At 72.8% G+C, this 16666-nt stretch carries 16 protein-coding genes and 1 tRNA gene; 5 read left to right on the top strand and 12 right to left on the bottom strand.

Annotated features, from left to right (window positions below):
• Nucleotides 1–9: 9 nt before the first annotated feature.
• From G3A44_RS09780 to G3A44_RS09745, 8 genes are all read right to left on the bottom strand, one after another.
• Nucleotides 10–789: a heme exporter protein CcmB gene (locus tag G3A44_RS09780; RefSeq protein ID WP_163457326.1), complete on the bottom strand. Its 780-nt coding sequence runs from the start codon at nt 787–789 to the stop codon at nt 10–12.
• A 1-nt stretch (nt 790) separates the two neighbouring features.
• Complete coding sequence (ccmA, locus tag G3A44_RS09775) at nt 791–1459, bottom strand: heme ABC exporter ATP-binding protein CcmA (protein WP_163457325.1); 669 nt, start codon at nt 1457–1459, stop codon at nt 791–793.
• 25 nt (nt 1460–1484) lie between these two features.
• Nucleotides 1485–2243 (bottom strand): Crp/Fnr family transcriptional regulator, encoded by a 759-nt coding sequence (locus G3A44_RS09770; RefSeq protein ID WP_163457324.1) that lies wholly within the window; start codon nt 2241–2243, stop codon nt 1485–1487.
• Between the two features lie 143 nt (nt 2244–2386).
• The gene (locus tag G3A44_RS09765) at nt 2387–4354 is read right to left on the bottom strand and encodes a VWA domain-containing protein (protein WP_163457323.1); all 1968 of its coding nucleotides are present in this window, start codon (nt 4352–4354) and stop codon (nt 2387–2389) included.
• Complete coding sequence (locus G3A44_RS09760) at nt 4354–5355, bottom strand: 4Fe-4S binding protein (protein WP_310734351.1); 1002 nt, start codon at nt 5353–5355, stop codon at nt 4354–4356. The genes G3A44_RS09765 and G3A44_RS09760 overlap by 1 nt, the downstream gene beginning before the upstream one ends.
• Nucleotides 5356–5398: 43 nt before the next feature.
• On the bottom strand, nt 5399–6226 hold the full coding sequence (locus G3A44_RS09755; RefSeq protein ID WP_239061783.1) for a CbbQ/NirQ/NorQ/GpvN family protein: 828 nt from the start codon (nt 6224–6226) through the stop codon (nt 5399–5401).
• A gap of 23 nt (nt 6227–6249) precedes the next feature.
• Entirely contained in the window at nt 6250–7701 is a 1452-nt protein-coding gene (locus G3A44_RS09750; RefSeq protein WP_163457321.1) for a cbb3-type cytochrome c oxidase subunit I, read from the bottom strand.
• A 14-nt stretch (nt 7702–7715) separates the two neighbouring features.
• Entirely contained in the window at nt 7716–8150 is a 435-nt protein-coding gene (locus G3A44_RS09745) for a c-type cytochrome (protein WP_163457320.1), read from the bottom strand.
• Nucleotides 8151–8364: 214 nt separating this feature from the next.
• Between G3A44_RS09745 and ccoG the strand changes: the two genes are divergently transcribed.
• From ccoG to G3A44_RS09730, 3 genes are read left to right on the top strand one after another with little or no spacing between them, the layout of a single operon-like run.
• The gene (gene ccoG / locus G3A44_RS09740) at nt 8365–9792 is read left to right on the top strand and encodes a cytochrome c oxidase accessory protein CcoG (RefSeq protein ID WP_163457319.1); all 1428 of its coding nucleotides are present in this window, start codon (nt 8365–8367) and stop codon (nt 9790–9792) included.
• A 29-nt stretch (nt 9793–9821) separates the two neighbouring features.
• Entirely contained in the window at nt 9822–10250 is a 429-nt protein-coding gene (locus G3A44_RS09735; protein ID WP_163457318.1) for a metal-sulfur cluster assembly factor, read from the top strand.
• Complete coding sequence (locus G3A44_RS09730) at nt 10247–11395, top strand: DUF8744 domain-containing protein (protein ID WP_203561355.1); 1149 nt, start codon at nt 10247–10249, stop codon at nt 11393–11395. Before G3A44_RS09735 ends, G3A44_RS09730 begins: the two co-directional genes overlap by 4 nt.
• Nucleotides 11396–11447: 52 nt before the next feature.
• Here the strand turns inward: G3A44_RS09730 and G3A44_RS09725 are convergent.
• The 3 genes from G3A44_RS09725 to ypfH all read right to left on the bottom strand — a co-directional run bounded on the left by G3A44_RS09725 (nt 11448) and on the right by ypfH (nt 13314).
• Nucleotides 11448–11524: transfer RNA gene (locus tag G3A44_RS09725), tRNA-Val, on the bottom strand.
• A 116-nt stretch (nt 11525–11640) separates the two neighbouring features.
• On the bottom strand, nt 11641–12420 hold the full coding sequence (gene yaaA, locus G3A44_RS09720; protein ID WP_163457317.1) for a peroxide stress protein YaaA: 780 nt from the start codon (nt 12418–12420) through the stop codon (nt 11641–11643).
• A 165-nt stretch (nt 12421–12585) separates the two neighbouring features.
• Nucleotides 12586–13314 carry an esterase gene (gene ypfH, locus G3A44_RS09715; protein ID WP_163457316.1) on the bottom strand — a complete coding sequence of 243 codons (729 nt, stop codon included), beginning with the start codon at nt 13312–13314 and terminating at the stop codon, nt 12586–12588.
• 210 nt (nt 13315–13524) lie between these two features.
• Between ypfH and G3A44_RS09710 the strand changes: the two genes are divergently transcribed.
• Both G3A44_RS09710 and G3A44_RS09705 read left to right on the top strand, forming a co-directional pair.
• Nucleotides 13525–14091 (top strand): hypothetical protein, encoded by a 567-nt coding sequence (locus G3A44_RS09710; RefSeq protein ID WP_163457315.1) that lies wholly within the window; start codon nt 13525–13527, stop codon nt 14089–14091.
• A gap of 73 nt (nt 14092–14164) precedes the next feature.
• A complete protein-coding gene (locus G3A44_RS09705; protein WP_163457314.1) occupies nt 14165–15850 on the top strand; it encodes a hypothetical protein in 1686 nt (561 codons plus the stop codon).
• A gap of 28 nt (nt 15851–15878) precedes the next feature.
• Here the strand turns inward: G3A44_RS09705 and G3A44_RS09700 are convergent, their stop codons facing one another.
• A complete protein-coding gene (locus tag G3A44_RS09700; protein WP_163457313.1) occupies nt 15879–16337 on the bottom strand; it encodes a GNAT family N-acetyltransferase in 459 nt (152 codons plus the stop codon).
• Nucleotides 16338–16666: the final 329 nt, after the last annotated feature.

The raw sequence follows: 16666 nt of genomic DNA, 5'->3' as shown, positions 1-16666 counted from the left end.
TTGGCGCATTCACGCCTCCACAGCACCGCGCAGGGCCAGCGCCCCCAGCAGCGGTGCCACCACCGTGCCCAGGGCCAGCAAGGCGCCCAGCAAGGACAGCTCGGCCCCCACCGGCCGCCCAGCCTGCGCCGCCTGCACCGCCAGGCTGCCGAACACCAGCACCGGTGCAGCCAGCGGCAGCACGATCAGCAGGGTGAGTAAGCCCGCACCCCGCAGACCGGCCGACAGCGCCGCGGCCACTGTGGCCACCTGCACCAGCACCCCGGTGCCCAGCGCCAGCGCCAGGGCCAGCACCGCCAGCGCCCAGCCCCCCAGGCCGAACTGCAGCGCCACCACCGGCGCCACCCCCAGCACCGGCCCGGCGGCCAGCACCCACTGCACGGCCATGCGCGCGGCGACCCAAAGCGGCAGGGGCAGACCGGTGGCCTCGCCCGCCAGCAGGGCCTGATCCAGCCAGCCGTGGCGCAGGTCGTCATGGAAGAGGCGGCCACAGGCCAGCAGGACCGCCAGCAAGGCGCCCACCCACAGCACGCCGGGGCCCAGTTGAGCCAGGGTGGCCGGATCGGGCCGCACCGCCAGCGGGAACAGGCCCGCCACCATCAGGAAGAAACCGCCATGCCAGGCCAGGTCGCCCGGGCGCTGCACGGCCTGCGCCCATTCCCGGGCGGCCACGGCACGCAGCGGTCGCCACCAGTCTGGTGCGGCGGCGTCGGCCGCGTGCGCAGGGGCCGCCGGCACGGGCACGGCCGGGGGGGCGGCGCGCGTGGTCGAGGGGGGGGTGGGCCGCATGTCAGGCCGCCTCGGCACACGCCAGCCCAGCGCCCGCGGCGGTGGCCAGCTGGAGCTGGGCACAGCCGGCCAGCGCTGCCGGCAGGGCCTGGTGCGAGGTCAGCACCAGCACGCCGCCGCGGCCCAGGTGGTGCCGGGCCCGCTGCGCCAGGGCCTGGCAGCCGGCATCGTCCAACGCGTCAAAGGGTTCGTCCAGCAGCCAAAGGGCACGCGGCGCCAGGTCCAGCGGCGCCAGGGTGATCTTGCGGCGCTGCCCCGCGGAGAGCTGGCGCACCGGGCGCGCCGCCGGCAGCCCCTGGGCCTGCAGCCAGGCGTCCAGGGACGCCGCATCCACCGTGGCGCCCGCCATGTCCAGCCACAGACGCAGGTTGTGGGCGGCGCCCAGGGCCTCGGCCAACGGCGTGGCATGGCCGATGAACCACTGCCCGCCCGTCGGCCGGCGCACCGTGCCGGCCTCGGGTCGGTGCAGGCCGGCCAGGCAGCGCAGCAGGGTGGTTTTGCCACTGCCGTTGGGGCCGCGCAGCCACAGGGCCTGCCCGGCGCCCACGTGCCAGTGCATGGGGCCCCACAGGCGCCGCCCGGCCCGCTGGCCCACCAGGGCGTCCACCCGCAGGGCGCGGGTATCGGCCTGGTCGCTCAGGGCCAGGGGGCGGTCAGGGGGCAAAAACATGGTGCAGGCAGGCGTGACGCGGGGCTCACTGCATCTGGAAGCGCGCCAGGGCGGCGGCGTCGGGGATGCGGATGTCGCGCTTGTCGATCTCGATGAGCCCCTGGCCGGCCAGCTCGTGCAGCACCCGCGAGAAGTATTCGGGCGTGAGCGACAGGCGCGAGGCGATGGTGGCCTTGCTCACCGGCAGGCTCACATGCAGCTCGCGCGGGCGGTCGCCCTCGCGACAGAGGGTTTCGCAGCCGGCGCCGGTGCCGCGCAGGGCGGTGGCGCCCTCCTCCGCCTCCTCGGGCAGGTCGCGCAGCAGGTAGCCGATGACCCGCTGCAAGCCGCTGTGCAGGCTGTAGGCCTGCACGTCATGGACCAGGCCGTGCAGGCGCCGGGAGATGCCGGCGAGCATGCGCATGGCAAAGCGGGGATCGCGCTCGATCTCGCCCACCACGGCCGACTTGTGCACGCTCAGCACCAGGGAATCGGTGAGCGCCTGCGCGTTGATGATGTAGGGCTTGTCGGTGAACATCAGCGCCTCGGCAAAGCTGTTGCCCGGCCCGATCAGCTCAATCACTTTCTCCTGTCCGGCCGGCGAGAGGGCAAAGAGCTTGACCTGCCCCATGACGGTGACGTGGAACTCCTCGCAGGGTTCGCCGACCCGGAAGATGTTGTCGCCCCGGGCCAGACGGCGCAGGCGGCAGCCCTGGGCCAGGCGCTGCAGCTCCTCGGCCGTCATCTCCTGGAACAGCGGCAGGACGGAGAGGTAGCGCGGCAGGTCAAAGGCGCGGTTTTCCATGGCGCGGCTCCAGATGGGTAGGCAGACGGGAAAGGAGAAGGCGAGCGCGGATTCTGGGGAGCGCACCGGGCTGGTGCCTTGACCCGGATCAAGACACGGAGCCACACCCCGCAGACCCCGGCGCGGCGGTCCGCTGCGGGGGGTCAAACCGTCCGGGTCAGGGCGGCGTAGGCCTGGGACAGGCGCTGCACCAGTTGCGCGGGCTGGTGCACGCGGCAGTAGCCGTGCTGGCCGAACAGGTAGGGCAGATAGTCGTGCGCGTCCTCGTCGATGGTCAGGCAGAAGGGGGTGAGACCTGCCCGGCGGGCGGCCTGCACCGCGTGCCGGGTGTCCTCCAGGCCGTGCCGCCCCTCGTAGTGGTCCAGGTCGTTGGGCTTGCCATCGGTGAGCAGCAGCAGCAGGCGCTGGCGCTCGGGCCGTGCCGACAGCCGGGCGGTGGCATGGCGCACCGCCGCCCCCATGCGGGTGTAGTAGCCGGGCTTGATGGCGCCCACGCGGGCGCGGGCCGCCAGGTTCCACGGGTCGTCAAAGGCCTTGAGCTCATGCACCCGCACATGCTGGCGGCGCACCGAGGAGAAGCCCAGCATCTCGAAGGCATCGCCCGTGGGGGCCAGGGCCTCGCCAAACACATAGAGCGCGTCGCGGATCACGTCGATCACGCGCTGCGAGCCGGCCCCGGTGCGGCCCGGCGCCGTCCAGACATGGGCGTCGGTGCTTTGCGACAGGTCGGCCAGCAGCAGCGTGGCCAGGGAGCGCTCAGCCCTGACCCGCTGGGCGAACACCCGCGGGTCGCGCCCGGCCATCGCCTGCCCCGCGGGCCCGGCGCAGGCGCTGCGGTGGCGCACCCAGGCGTCCAGGTCCAGGGCCTCCCCCTGGGGCAGGCCGCGCTGCCAGGCCGGCGCAGCGCGCAGGCACTCCAGGCGGCGGCGCACGCGGCGCGCGGTGGCCCGCAAGGCCGCGGGCGGATCGAAGGGCGGCGCCGAGGCGGCCTGCAGCCGCTGCACCGCGCAGTGGTCGGGCAGCAGGCGCTGGCGACGCCAGTCCCATTCGGGCTGCGGCTCGCCGGGGCCCAGGGGGCGGTCATCGGCGGCGGCGCTGGGCAGGTCCAGATCAAACCTGACCCGCGCCGCCAGGCTCTGCCCGCCCTGGGCGATGGCCAGTTCCTCAAGGTCGTCGGCCACGCGGGCGGCATCGCTGTCGGGGTCGTCGTCGTGGGCGCGGTGCACCTTGACGAACTCGCCCCAGCTCAGGAGGGACTCGGCGCGGAAGAACATCATCAAACCGGCCTTGTCGCTGCGGTCGTCGATGCGGCGCGCGCGGCGGCGGGTGCGGTCGTTGGCGGCCGGCGGGTGGGCGGCAGACGGCGCGGGGGCGGCCTCGTCATCGGGTACACCGGGGCCTGGTGCGGCCTCAGCCAGCGGCGGCGCCAGCCACAGCCACACCGGGCTGACCTGGGCGGGCAGCACGGGTGGGGCGGGGTCGTGGGACGCCTCCGGCGTGGGGGCCACAGCAGCCTGAGCCCGGTCCGTCGGTGCCACCAGGGCCTGGGCCTCCAGCCCCAAGTCGCGCAGGGCCTGCTGCACGCGCGCCTCGGCGTGGCGCGCCTCACCGCGCAAGCAGTCCAGCGCCGGCCGCAGGGCCAGTTGGGCGGCCACCAGGCCTGCACAGGCCTCGGCCAGACCCGGAAAACGCTGCAGGGCCAGACGGCCGGCCTGGCGGTTGGTGGCGATCCAGTCCGGTGCGGGGGCGGCGGTGTCCACGGCTTCGTCCCACACCGCACCCAGCGCCGCCAGCCACAGGTAGAGCAGGCGGTTCAGCGCGGCCTGCTCGAAGACGGCCAGCCGCGGCGGCAGGCTGAAGTGGCCGTGCTCGCGCTGCGCCAGTGCCGCCTGGGTGCCGGTGCCGGCCACCCGCTGCCACCAGCCGCGCGGCCCGCCCACGGCGCGGGCCGCGCCCGGCCCCGGGCGCACGGCCGCCGGGCCGCCACCGGCGCGGAACAGCAGGCCCACGGGGCGCTCCACCTCGCTGAGCAGCACGGCGGCATGGGGGTGCTCGGTGCGCGCGGCGCGCACCGCCAGACGATGCCATTGCTGGCCGATCCACTCTTCCATCAGTGGGGCTCCTGTGAGGGGGGTGGGGAGTGGGCCAGGGCCTCACGCCGCTGGCGCAGGGTTTCGCGCACCGCGTCTGCATCCACCTGCCAGGTCAGCAGGGGGGGCTGCCCGTGGCGGGCCTGCGAGGTCTGGCAGGCGCTCAGGCAGCGGCCACACTGCACGCAGGCAAACATCATCCGTTTGAGGTGGCGCGGGTGCAGGCGCAAGGGGCAGCCCACGTCGCAGGCGCTGCCCGCAGGTGCGGCGGCGGTGTGGCAGCCGCGGCAGTCACGCGCCCGCTCCCGCCGGAACGCCACCACCATGCCGCGCGGATTGGCCATCCACACCAGGCTCTGGAACAGGCCCACCGCGCAGCCGAAGCGGCAGAACAGGTGGCGCGCCAGCGCGAACTCGAGCGTGAAGACAACGGTGGCGACCCCCAGGAAGCGCGCCTCGCCCAGCGTGAGCTGTCCCGCCAACAGGTGGGCCCACAGGCGGGCCGGCGGCAGCAGGTAGCTCAGCAGCGTGAAGGCCCAGACAAAGCCGAAGCCCAGGCACAGCAGGCCGAACACCGGCCACCAGCGGGCATCGGCCCGGGCGGCGTCGGCGGCGCTGGGGCGCTCCCACAGGCTCAATCGGCCGCAGGCACGGCGCAGCACGGCGTTGAGCCCCTCCACCAGCGAGAAATGGGGGCAGAGCCAGCCGCAGTAGAGGCGGCCCCAGCGCCAGGCCACCGCCAGAAAGGCGGCCACCAGCACCAGGGCGGGCAGCAGGGCCCGCCAGAACAGGCCCGCGGCCACTTCCGGGGCGCTGCGGGTACCGGCCCGCAGGGCGTCCAGGCCCAGGGTCCAGCGCTGGCCCAACACCCACAACTGGGTCTCGGTCAGGTCGAACCGCAGCAGGTCCAGGGCGGGCGCCAGCAAAAACAGGGCAAAGAAGCCCAGCTGGCACAAGAGACGGCGGCGCTGCAGGGACAGGCTCGGGTGTGTGTGTGCAGCGTGTCGGAGGAAGGAGAGCACGCAGCGCCGCCTTGAAACAGATATCGGCCCGGTCCGCGGGCTTTCAAGCCCCGATCACCGCCTGCACCACCTCGCCCAGGGCGGCGGCGGTGTCGGCGTCATCGGTGAGGGCCTGGACGATGGCGGCCTGCACCGCCGCGCCCAGGGGCAGGCCGGCGGCCACCAGGCGGCCGGCCATGACCAGCAGCCGGGTGCTGACGGTCTCCTCCAGGTCGTGGTCGCCAAGGCGCCGCAGCGCCTGGGCCAGGCGCACCAGCCGGGCGGCCAGGGCGTCGTCCACACCGGCTTCATGGCGGACGATGGCCTGCTCCACCTCGGCCCGGGGGTAGCCCAGGCTCAAGGCCACAAAGCGCTGGCGGGTGCTGGGCTTGAGGCTCTTGAGCAGGTTCTGGTAGCCGGGGTTGTAGGAGACCACCAGCATGAAGCCGGGGGCCGCCGGCAGCTCCTCGCCGGTGCGTTCAATGGGCAGCACACGCCGGTCATCGGCCAGCGGGTGCAGCACCACGGTGGTGTCCTTGCGGGCCTCCACCACCTCGTCGAGGTAGCAGATGGCGCCCTGGCGCACGGCCCGGGCCAGGGGACCGTCGTGCCAGCAGGTGTCGCCGCCGGCAATCAGGTGGCGGCCCACCAGGTCGGCCGCCGAGAGGTCGTCGTGGCAGCTCACGGTGATGAGCGGACGGCCCAGGCGGGCGGCCATGTGCTCGACAAAGCGGGTCTTGCCGCAGCCGGTGGGGCCCTTGATGAGCACCGGCAGGCGCTGCCCGTGGGCATGGGTGAACAGGGCCACCTCGCCGGCCTGCTCGGCGTACCAGGGCAGGCCGCAGGGCGCGGGAGGCGCCGCCAGGGTCAGGGATTCGGTCATCGCGTTCATGGCGGGCTCCATCGCCGTGGGGTTCAGGCCTGGGCGGGCACGCGGCGCAGCACGCCACCGCCATGGGAGGCGGCCTGGGCTTCGGCCTCGGTCACCGGCTCACCGCCGATGAAGAAGCTGCTCAGGTAGGTCACCAGCCCGGCCAGGAAGACCACCCCACCGGCCAGCCGCACCCAGTAGAAGAAGGCCAGCTGGTCCTGCGTGGCCATGAAGCCCATGGCGCCGCTGGTGGGCAGACGCTGCAGCCAGACCTGCAGGACGCCGGCGCCGGTCAGCGCCAGCACCATCACGGCCATGCCGACGGTCATGATCCAGAAGCTCCACATCTCCACGCTCTGGGCCTTGCGGCTGTTGGCCAGGCGGCCCCGCAGTGTGGGCATGGCGTAGCTGATCAGGGTGATCACCACCAGCACATAGGCCCCGTAGAAGGCCAGGTGCCCGTGGGCGGCCGTGACCTGCGTGCCATGGGTGTAGTAGTTCACCGGGCTCAGGGTGTGGATGAAGCCCCACAGGCCGGCGCCCAGGAAGCCCAGCACCGAGGTGCCCACGGCCCACAGCACGGCGGCCTGGTTGGGGTGCTCACGGCGGCGGCGCTGCACCATGTTGAAGGCGAACACCGTCATCATGAAGAAGGGGATGGGCTCCATCGCGCTGAACACGCTGCCGATCCATTGCCAGTAGCCCGGCAGGCCGATGAAGTAGAAGTGGTGGCCGGTGCCCAGGATGCCGGTCATCAGCGCGAAGGCGATGATCACGTACAGCCACTTGTCGATCACCTCGCGGTCCACGCCGGTGGTCTTGATCAGCACGTAGGCCAGCAGCGCGCCCAGGATCAGCTCCCACACGCCCTCCACCCACAGGTGCACGACGAACCACCAGTACATCTTGTCGCGCACCAGGTTGTGCGGGTTGACGAAGCTGAACAGGAAGAACAGCGCCAGGCCCCACAGCCCCATCAGCAGCACCAGGCTGATGCTGGTCTTGCGGCCCTTCAGCACCGTCATGCTGACGTTGTAGAGAAAGCCCAGCGCCACCACCACGATGCCCAGCTTGGTGGGCAGCGGCTGCTCCAGGAACTCGCGGCCCATGGTCTGCAGCAGGTCGTTGCCGGTCAGCTCGGCCAGGCGCGCATAGGGCACCGTCAGGTAGCCGAGGATGGTCAGCGCGCCGGCCACCAGGAAGATCCAGAACAGCGCGACCGCCAGCTTCGGGCTGTGCAGCTCTGTCTCGGCCTCCTCGGGCACGAGGTAGTAGGCCGCCCCCATGAAGCCGAACAGCAGCCAGACGATCAGCAGGTTGGTGTGGACCATGCGGGCCACGTTGAAGGGGATGTACGGGAACATGAAGTCCCCGATCAGGTACTGCAGCCCCAGGCCCAGGCCGAAGAGGATCTGCGCGGTGAACAAGGCCAGGGCCGCGACGAAGTACAGCTTCGCGACCTTCTGGCTCTCGTACTTGAGAACGTGTGTGCTCATGGTGTGTGCTCCTCTCACCCTTCGATGTTGGGCGGCCACTTCTCGGTGTTGATCTGGCCGGTCCACTTCAGGAACTCCACCAGGTCGTCCAGCTGCTGCTCGGTCAGGTTGAACTGCGGCATCTGGCGGCGGTGCGGCGCACCGGTGGGCTGCGCCTTCATCCAGGCCTTGACGAAGTCCGGGCCGCGGCGCTCGATCACATTGCCCAGCTCGGGGGCGAAATACGCGCCCTCGCCCAGCAGGGTGTGGCAGCCGATGCAGTTGCGCGTCTCCCAGATCTTCTTGCCCGCCACCACCTGCGGCGTGATGGCCGCGGCGTTGGAGCGCTCCGGAATGCGCTGCTCCGTGTGGAACACGATGGCCGCGAACAGCAGGGCGAAGAACACCGCCCCTCCGTAGAACATGTTGCGGGCCATCTGCTTGGTGAACCCGCCCTGGACCTGGCTCATGGTGCAAGCCTCCTCAAACTGGTCATGGAACGGCCCGCATGGTCGACCGCCACCGGATGCAGCGCCTTGAACGGGTTCAAGAAAACGCCCCATAAGATGAGTCAACTGTATTGCTTATGACCCGCCAGGGCACCACAATAGATCTACGGAATAGTCAGATTAAAGGCCCGGCTTCCCGCGCCCATCCCCCCTGCCCCGCACCGCCAGACACCGCATGGACCCACGCCCCACCCCCCACCCGTCGGACGCCCTGCTGGCCCGCCAGACGGTGCGCTTCAGCCGCGAGGCGCGCATCCACCCCCGCGCGGTGCAGGGCCGCTATGCCCGCTGGCGGGTGGCCATGGTCTGGGCCACCCAGGGGTTCTTCTACGGCATGCCCTGGTGGAACCTGGGCGACCGCCAGGCCCTGCTGTTCGACCTGGAGGCCGGGCGCTACTACGTCGGCCCGCTGGTGATGTTTCCGCAGGACTTCATCTACTTGGCCGGCCTGCTGGTGCTCAGTGCCCTGCTGCTGTTCTTCATGGCCGCGGTGGCCGGGCGGCTGTGGTGCGGCTACGCCTGCCCGCAGACGGTCTACACCGAGCTCTTCCTGTGGCTGGAGCACCGCATCGAGGGCGACCGGCAGGCCCGGCTGCGCCTGGACGGTCTGCCCTGGACAGACCGCCGCAAGGGCCTGCGCCGCGGCGCCAAGCACCTGGCCTGGGCGACGGTGGCGCTGCTGACCGGCTTCACCTTCGTCGGCTACTTCACGCCCATCCGCGGCCTGGCCGCGCAGCTGACCGGGGCGGACGCCGCCTGGCTGTGGTTCTGGCTGCTGTTTTACGCCGGGGCCACCTATGGCAACGCCGGCTTCCTGCGCGAGCAGATGTGCAAGTACATCTGCCCCTACGCCCGCTTCCAGAGCGCGCTGATCGACCGGGACTCCCTGATCATCGGCTACGACGCCGCCCGCGGCGAGCCGCGTGGCAAGAAGCGCGACCCGCAGCAGGCACCACGCGGCGACTGCGTGGACTGCACCCTGTGCGTGCAGGTCTGCCCCACGGGCATCGACATCCGCCACGGGCTGCAGAACGAATGCATCGGCTGCGCCGCCTGCATCGACGCCTGCAACGGCGTGATGGACAAGCTGCAGCGCCCGCGCGGCCTGATCCGCTACGCCACCGAGGCCGGCATGGCCGACGGCTGGACCGAAGGTGCCATGTGGCGCCGGGTCTGGCGCCCGCGGGTGCTGGTCTACGCGGCCTTGCTGGCGGTGCTGGGCGGCGCGCTGCTGTGGCAGGCCAGCCACCGCCCGGCGCTGCGGGTGAACCTCATCAAGGACCGCGCGGCCCTGGGCCGGCTGACCGAGGACGGCCAGGTGGAGAACCTCTACCGTGTGCAGGTGATGAACCTGCGTGAGCGGGCCCAGACCCTGACCCTGAGCGCAGGCGGCCTGCCCGGCCTGAGCGTGCAGGTGCAAGGCGGGGCCGAAGTGCCCGCCGCCGGCATGGCCACCTTGCTGGCCGCGGTGCGACTGCCCGCCGGCGCGCCGGCCGCCGTGGAAGGGCCTCAGGACATCTGGCTGGACGTGACCGCCTGGTCGGACCCCGCCACGCCCGCCCCCCCGGTGCGCAACACCACCCGCTTCTTCATCCCCCGCTGAGCCGCACCCGACGCGCGCTGGAGGCCCCCATGAACCCGTCACCATACCCCGCCGACCCGACCACCGCCCCGCAAGCCGGCCCCGCCGCTGACGCCCCCACCCGGCTGCCCGGCCTGGAGCAGCTGCCCGAGCCCTGGCGGGCCCCGGTGGCCCGGGCCCTGCAGCAGGTGGCCGACCCGGAGCTGGGCGAGTCCATCGTCTCGCTGGGCCTGGTCCACCGCCTGCACCTGGGGCCCGAGGGCCTGTGCGTGCACCTGCTGGCCACCAGCGCCACCTGCCCCATGGGCGACCTGCTGGTAGACGACACCGCGGATGCACTGGTGCTGGCCCTGGGCCGCGGCGCCCCAGCGCTGGCGCCCGAGCTGCCGGTGCAGGTCGAAATCGACTGGGACGTGCAATGGTCCCCTGAGCGCATGAGCCCGGCGCTGCGGACCCGCCTGGGCTGGCCCGCACCATGACCGCCCCGGTCACTGGCCCGGGGCTGCCCCTGTCCCGCCGCCTCATGGCCGCCCTAGGGGGGCTGGCGCTGCTGAACCTGCTGCTGGCCGCCGGGGGCGGACTGGCCCGCCTGGGCGGCCTGCCCCCTGCCGCCTGGGGTCCCACCGGCCCCTCGGCCCTGGGCGCGCATGGCGCGGTGATGGTGGGGGGCTTCTTCGGCACGGTCATCGCGCTGGAACGGGTGGCCGCCTTGCACCGTGGCGCCTGGGTGCCCGCCCTGGCCGGCCTGGGGGGCCTGCTGGCCGGTCTGGCCGGGGCCACCCTGCCCGCCGCCTGGCCCCTGGCCCACGGGCTGTGGGGCCTCAGCGCCACCGGCCTGCTGGGCCTGTACGCCTGGGCCGCACGCCACCGCGGCCCCAGCCTGCCGCTGGCGGTGGAAGCCAGCGCGGCGGCGGCCCTGCTGGCAGGACACCTGGCCAACGCCGCCGGCCAGGCCCCGGCCGCCCGTCTGGGTTACGCCGCCTTTCTGGTGCTGACCATTGCGGCAGAACGCCGTGAGCTGATGCGCCTGCGCCCCCTGTCCGTCTGGGCCGGGCGGGCTTTTGTGCTGGGCTGGCTGGGCACGCTGGCCAGCGTGGCCCTGGCCTGGCACGCCCCTGAGGAGGCCGCCCGGCTGTGGTGGGCGCTGATGGTCGGCCTGGCGGTGTGGCTGCTGTGCTTTGACGTGGCACGGCTGCAGTGGCGGGCGCCGGCCTGGGCCGGTCACACCGCGCGCTGCCTGGGGGTGGGCTACCTCTGGCTGGGCCTGGCCGCCGTGCTGGGGCTGGCCGGCGTGGCCGGGGCCTGGCATGTGCTGTGGCTGGGCTTTGTGTGGGCCATGGTGTTTGGCCATGCGCCGCTGATGTTGCCCACGCTGGCGGGCTGGCGGCCGCGTCACACCGCCTGGGCCCTGCTGCCCCTGGCGGTGATGGGCCTGAGCCTGGGGCTGCGCCTGGCCGCCGAAGCCTGGGCCGGCCCCGACCTGCGGGCCGCCGCCGGCCTGGGCCATGCCTTGGCCTGGCTGCTGTTTGGTGGGGTGATGGCCATGGCGGTGCGTGCCGGTGACCGGCACTGCCGGCCCACCGACCGCCTCCGGGCGAGGCCCACCCCCGCCGACCCAGGCTGAAGCTGAAAACGAAAAACCCCGGAGGGCTGATGCCACTCCGGGGTTTGCGATTTGGTAGGCGCGATTGGATTCGAACCAACGACCCCCACCATGTCAAGGTGGTGCTCTAACCAACTGAGCTACGCGCCTGTCGTTTGCTGAAGCTAGCAGTATAGGATCGTTTTGCTGATGGACGCAAGAGATTTTTGAGACGATCTATAAAAAAGTTGGTGAACCCGGCTTTTGGCCTCCTCGGGGCCCCCGGGTCATCCCCCCCGCCGGAACATCCGCAGGTCGGCGCTGGAGGCCTGGGGGGCGAAACGATAGCCCTCGGCCTCGAAGCCATCCAGCCCATCGGGATGGTCGATGCGCTGGGTGATGAGGTGGCGGGCCATCAGCCCACGGGCGCGCTTGGCATGGAAGCTGATGATCTTCCACTGCCCGCCATGCCATTCCTGGAACTGACACTCCACCACCCGGGCCTGCAAGGCCTTGCGGTCCACGGCCCGGAAGTACTCCTGCGAGGCCAGGTTGACCAGCACCGCGCCGCGGCGCGCCGTCAGCCGCTTCTGCAGCCACGGCACCAACCGCCCGGACCAATAGCCATACAGGTCGGCAGCGCCCGGGCACGCCAACCGGGTGCCCATCTCCAGACGGTAGGGCTGCAGCCGGTCGAGGGGGCGCAGCACGCCGTACAGGCCGCTGAGGATGGCCACATGTTCCTGGGCCCACGTCAGGTCGTCCACCGTCAGGCTGCCGGCGGCCAGGCCCTCGTAAACATCGCCGTTGAAGGCCAGCGCTGCCGGCCGGCTGTTGGCGTTGGTGAATCGGCGCGACCACACGCCGTAACGCGCCACATTGAGCTGGGCCAGCTTGTCCGACAGGGACATCAGCCGGGCCACCTCCTGCACGCTCAGGCCGCGCAGCTGTTCAATGAGGGCCTCGGCCTCATCAACAAAGTCGGGCCGGGTGGCCAGGGCCTCCACGGCCGGGTCAAGGGGGGTTTCGTAGTCCAGGGACTTGGCGGGAGACAGCAGGGCCAGCATGGCGGACGGTCAGGACAAGGCGCCGTAAGGCGTCAAGGAAAACCACCGCGAAGGGCGGCCCCGCAAGGGGTCGGCACCGTCGGGCGGCAGGGGGTTTGAGGGAGGGCGCGGAGCCGCCGTCCGGCGTGTGGCGCGCGGGGCCCGCACCGGACGGCAAGGGGCGGCTCAGTGCAGGGGCTGGCCCGGTGCCGGGGGGGCGGCGTTGAGGGCCTCGTCCCAGGTGCGCTGCGGAATGTGGTGCCGCAGGCGGAACAAGGCGTGGGAGACCAGCGTCGAGCTGATCTCGTGGCCGGCCTCGCCGTCCACGTCCAGGGTGGCGTCACCGCGAAGCTCGCCCAGGCGCTGCAGGGCGGCGCGGGCATGCTGGGCCGGGATGACCGTGTCCTGGGCCCCGTGCAGGAAATGCAAGGTGGTCTCCCGGGGGGCCTGCTCGGGCAAGGCGGCGTAGCGCCCGGAGAAGGCCAGCATCCGCCCCACCAGGCCGTCATGCGCTTGGGCCAGGGCCAGCCCGCAGATGGCGCCCTGCGAGAACCCGACCAGCGCAGTGGCCTGGGCAGACACCTGGGCCATGGCCTGGGCCGAGCGCACCAAGTGCGCCAGGGCTGGCAGCACGGTCGCGACCCGGGCGGGCCGGTTCTCCTCGGTCACGCCGCGCAGCGAGAACCATTGGCGGCCGGCAGCCGTGGGGCCGCCGTCAAAGACGTCAAAACCGTCCACCGCCAGCACCATGGCCTGCGGAAACTCGGCCTGCAGGGCCGAGGCCAGCGGCCGCATGTCGTCGGCATTGGCGCCCACACCGTGCAGCAGGATGAACATTTGGGCCGGATCGCCCTGGGCAGGTCGCCACTGCAGCACGCGGGCGGGCGGAGAGGAAGGGGGGGACGTGTCGCTCATGGCCGGATTGTGGCGCCGGGGCCGCGCCCCTCAGGCCGCCGGGTCTTGACTGTCCACCGCGGGGCATGCGAGCCCCCACCCGGGCCGACACGGCTGGTTAACATCGGGGCCGCCCGTCGGGGCGCCGGCGCCCAGACGCCGCGCCCCGGCTTTGCAGGGCGCCCGCCGCAGTCCCCGGCGCCTGCGGCCCTCCCCTTGAAAGGAAGAAATATGGTGCGACAGGCCACCCTGGCCCTGTTTCTCGCGGCCGCCAGCCTGGCGGGCTGCTCCGGCCCAACGCTGCTGCAGCAGCGCAGCGGACAGCAAGACTCCCTGTGTGCCGCCAGCGGCCAGGACGCGCCGGTGCTGGTGCTCTGGGGCGCGGCCTGGCCGGCAGGCGTGCAGGACCCGGTGGCCGCCACCCAGGCCGCCGAGCGCGGGCTGCGCCAGTTCCTGGCCCAAGGGGGCTGCCTGCCGCACGCCGACCTGATGCATCAGGTGGCTGGCCGCAGCCCGGTGACCCTGTCCGACCTGGAGGTGCTGCGCTGGGCGCGTGCCCAGCCCACCTATTACGAGCGCATCGTGCTCCTGCGCCTGGAAGCCTTGGCCGACGGCAGCGTGGGCGCCGGCCAGCCCCGCCTCGCACGCGGCACCCAGGTGCAGCTGCGCGCCCGCGTGCTGGACACCGCCTCGATGAAGCTGATGAGCGAGCGCAGCGTGACCCTGGTGGGCGCCGGCGAGGGCGCCGAGCCGGCGCTGGGCCAGGCCCTGCGCGAGCTGCTGGGCAGCGCCCGCTGAACGCCCGATGAGGTCCGGCACACCGCCAGACCGCTACAGGCCACGCCGGGCGTGCCGATCCTACTGCTGACCGATGTTCCCACTGCCCGACCTGCCCTGGTGGCTGCTGATCCCGCTGGCCCTGCCCCTGGTGGCGGCAGTGCTGTGGCGCGAGCGCCTGGCCGCGGCACTGATGCTGCGCGCCCTGCGCCTGAAGGTGGGCGCCGCCCGCCGGGTGGATTTCCAGGACCTGCCGTCCTACCTGCGCGAGCTCTTCGGCAGCCTGCACCCCGGGCTCATGGGCCTGGGATTCCTACCCCTCTATGCGGTGGCCCAACCTCCCTTGCTGGCCTCCGACCCGCGGCGGCGGGTGCACAGCCAACTGTTCTGGCAGCCTGAACGCGGCGTGCTGGCGCTGATCGAGCAGGACGAGCAGGCCGACAGCCTGCCGGTGCAGCTCAGCCTGATGAGTTTCTTTGGCGACCACCGCTGCCTGATGACGGTCAACCGCCGCCTGCCGGAACTGCTGCCGGCGCTGCAAGGCACCCGGGTGAGCGACGCCTGCGAGGACGACCTCCAGTGCCAATGGGAGCAGCACCTGGCGGAGCTGGCCCGCTTGAGCAGCCGCCGCCCGGCCCTGCTGGGACTGCCGGAGGTGCTGGCCCAACTGGCCGCGCGCGGCACCGGCCCACGGCTGGCCGAGCAGGAAAGCCTGGGCCTGCTGCGGCAGAACGCCGACGGCCTGTGGAAGCTGCGGCGCCGGCACCTCTGGTCGCAGGCCGGCCGGGTGTGCGCCTGGCCCGCCAAGGTGCGGGAAGCCCGCCGCCGCCCCTGGCAGGCCGGCGTGCCCACTGAGCGCGAGACCTGGATACGCTCCCTGCTGGACGTGTGGGCCGAGCGCGACCTGCGCGGCCTGGGCCGTTGGCTGATGCCCGAGCGCCTGTGGCTGCTGCTGGGCGTGCCCCTGCTGCTGGCGGCCTATCTGGGCTTGGGCGGGCAGCCGGCCATGGCGGGCCTGGCCGCCGCCATGGCCGTGTGCTGGGGCCTGACCGACCATCAGGTTCAGCACCGCCTGCGGTCGGCCTGGCTGCCGGACCGGCGCCACAGCCCGCGCGGCAGCAAGCCCCGACGCCACGATGAAGACGCCCGCAGCCGCTGGGCGCCATGGGCCGAGGCGGCACTGGCGGCGCTGCCGGCGCTGCTGGGCCTGGGCCTGGCCGCGCTGGCGTGGACCCTGCCGCCCGTCCACCTGGGTGACGCCCACCTCAGCCATGACGGCATGCGCCTGGCTCTGGTGATGGGCTGGGTGGGCATGGCCCCCCTGCCGGGCCTGCCCGGCCTGCGCTGGCTGCGCCTGACTGTGCTGGGTCGGGTGCCCACCGGCTGGCTGCTGGCGCTGCTGGCCTGGGCCGGTGCCGCCCTGTGGGTGCCCGCCCACCAGGCCGCCAGCCCCTTGCTGCTGGTGCCGGGGCTGGTGGCGGTGTTCAGCCTGCTGCCGGTGTGGCGGGTGACGGCGCTGGCGCGGTCCTGGGACCGGGCGGGCGGCAGCCGAGCCCACCGCCTGGCCGACCGCCTGGACCTGCTGGCCCGGGTGCTGGCCCAGCACGGCGGTGTGCCCGAAACCCTGCGCGGCCGCACGCGGCTGGCCGCCGAGGCCCGGCCGGCCCTGTGCTTTGCGCTGGCCCCCCGCCCAGGCGTCCTGCTGTGCAGCGCCTCCGCGGCACTCTACTTGGCGGCGCTGGCAGGGCTGAGCGCCGCCACCTTGCACCTGCTGCACTGAGCGGCTGCCGGCCACGGCCGGCAGGGCCTCAGCGCAGGGCCTTGGTCAGCAGCAGCTTGCGGATGCCGGCGCCAAAGCCGGCAATCTGGTGGCCGGTCTGGTAGCCCAGGCGGGCGTAGAACTCCGGCGCCTGGAAGGTGAAGGTCTCGAGGTAGACCAAGCGGCAGCCACGCTGCAGCGCGGCACGCTCGAAGGCTTCCACCAACAGGCGGCCGTGCCCTTGCAGGCGGCGGTCGGGGTGCACCCAGAGCTGCTGCAGCTCCACGCAGGCGCCCCAGCTGCGGCCCATGGCGCCACCCACCAGGGCATCACGGCGCAGCCGGCCCTGCGCATCCGCGACGCCCCGCATCACCGCCAGCGGCCGGACCTGGTCCAGCGGTGCCGCCATCTCGTTGGACATCTCCAGACCGGTGTCCACCAGGCGCGCCAGCTCGCGGGGCGCCTGCTCATAGACCTGGGACAGAAACTCTTCCGGCAAGTTCGGCATGTGACGGTGACCCTCTCTGATCGCCTTGCAGGCCCCCGGGCCCGTGGCGCGTGGCTGTTGTGCCGCAAGCATAGGCCAACCAGAGGTCGGAGGGCGGTGCCATCGCCGCGCTGGGACCGGCCCACGCCCTGCCCAGCCAGGCCGACGACGTGCTCGACGGTCGCGGCCTGCTGGTGATGCCCGCCACCACAGGTACGAGAGCCTGACGCGGGCCGTCCCGGCGGCGCAGGACGTGGACCCGTTCTCCTGAGCCTTCCCCGCCCCCCTGCCGGGAGCGCCGGTGCGGATGGCCGCGCCCCCGCGCCTGCCGCGGCAACTGCTGGGGGGCC

It is taken from the genome of Ideonella livida (assembly GCF_010499455.1).
GTDB classification, from domain to species: Bacteria; Pseudomonadota; Gammaproteobacteria; order Burkholderiales; family Burkholderiaceae_C; genus Ideonella; species Ideonella livida.
The sequence above is the reverse complement of the archived record's forward strand: the minus strand, read 5'-3'. Positions and strand labels throughout refer to the sequence as shown.

Bases quoted from the DNA above. Each gene is read 5' to 3' on its own strand.
- G3A44_RS09705 (WP_163457314.1), top strand. From the start codon at position 14,165: ATGTTCCCACTGCCCGACCTGCCCTGGTGGCTGCTGATCCCGCTGGCC.
- G3A44_RS09765 (WP_163457323.1), bottom strand. From the start codon at position 4,354: ATGGAAGAGTGGATCGGCCAGCAATGGCATCGTCTGGCGGTGCGCGCC.
- G3A44_RS09730 (WP_203561355.1), top strand. From the start codon at position 10,247: ATGACCGCCCCGGTCACTGGCCCGGGGCTGCCCCTGTCCCGCCGCCTC.
- G3A44_RS09710 (WP_163457315.1), top strand. From the start codon at position 13,525: ATGGTGCGACAGGCCACCCTGGCCCTGTTTCTCGCGGCCGCCAGCCTG.
- G3A44_RS09770 (WP_163457324.1), bottom strand. From the start codon at position 2,243: ATGGAAAACCGCGCCTTTGACCTGCCGCGCTACCTCTCCGTCCTGCCG.
- ccmA (WP_163457325.1), bottom strand. From the start codon at position 1,459: ATGTTTTTGCCCCCTGACCGCCCCCTGGCCCTGAGCGACCAGGCCGAT.
- G3A44_RS09745 (WP_163457320.1), bottom strand. From the start codon at position 8,150: ATGAGCCAGGTCCAGGGCGGGTTCACCAAGCAGATGGCCCGCAACATG.
- ypfH (WP_163457316.1), bottom strand. From the start codon at position 13,314: ATGAGCGACACGTCCCCCCCTTCCTCTCCGCCCGCCCGCGTGCTGCAG.
- G3A44_RS09735 (WP_163457318.1), top strand. From the start codon at position 9,822: ATGAACCCGTCACCATACCCCGCCGACCCGACCACCGCCCCGCAAGCC.
- G3A44_RS09755 (WP_239061783.1), bottom strand. From the start codon at position 6,226: ATGAACGCGATGACCGAATCCCTGACCCTGGCGGCGCCTCCCGCGCCC.
- G3A44_RS09700 (WP_163457313.1), bottom strand. From the start codon at position 16,337: ATGCCGAACTTGCCGGAAGAGTTTCTGTCCCAGGTCTATGAGCAGGCG.
- G3A44_RS09750 (WP_163457321.1), bottom strand. From the start codon at position 7,701: ATGAGCACACACGTTCTCAAGTACGAGAGCCAGAAGGTCGCGAAGCTG.
- ccoG (WP_163457319.1), top strand. From the start codon at position 8,365: ATGGACCCACGCCCCACCCCCCACCCGTCGGACGCCCTGCTGGCCCGC.
- yaaA (WP_163457317.1), bottom strand. From the start codon at position 12,420: ATGCTGGCCCTGCTGTCTCCCGCCAAGTCCCTGGACTACGAAACCCCC.
- G3A44_RS09780 (WP_163457326.1), bottom strand. From the start codon at position 789: ATGCGGCCCACCCCCCCCTCGACCACGCGCGCCGCCCCCCCGGCCGTG.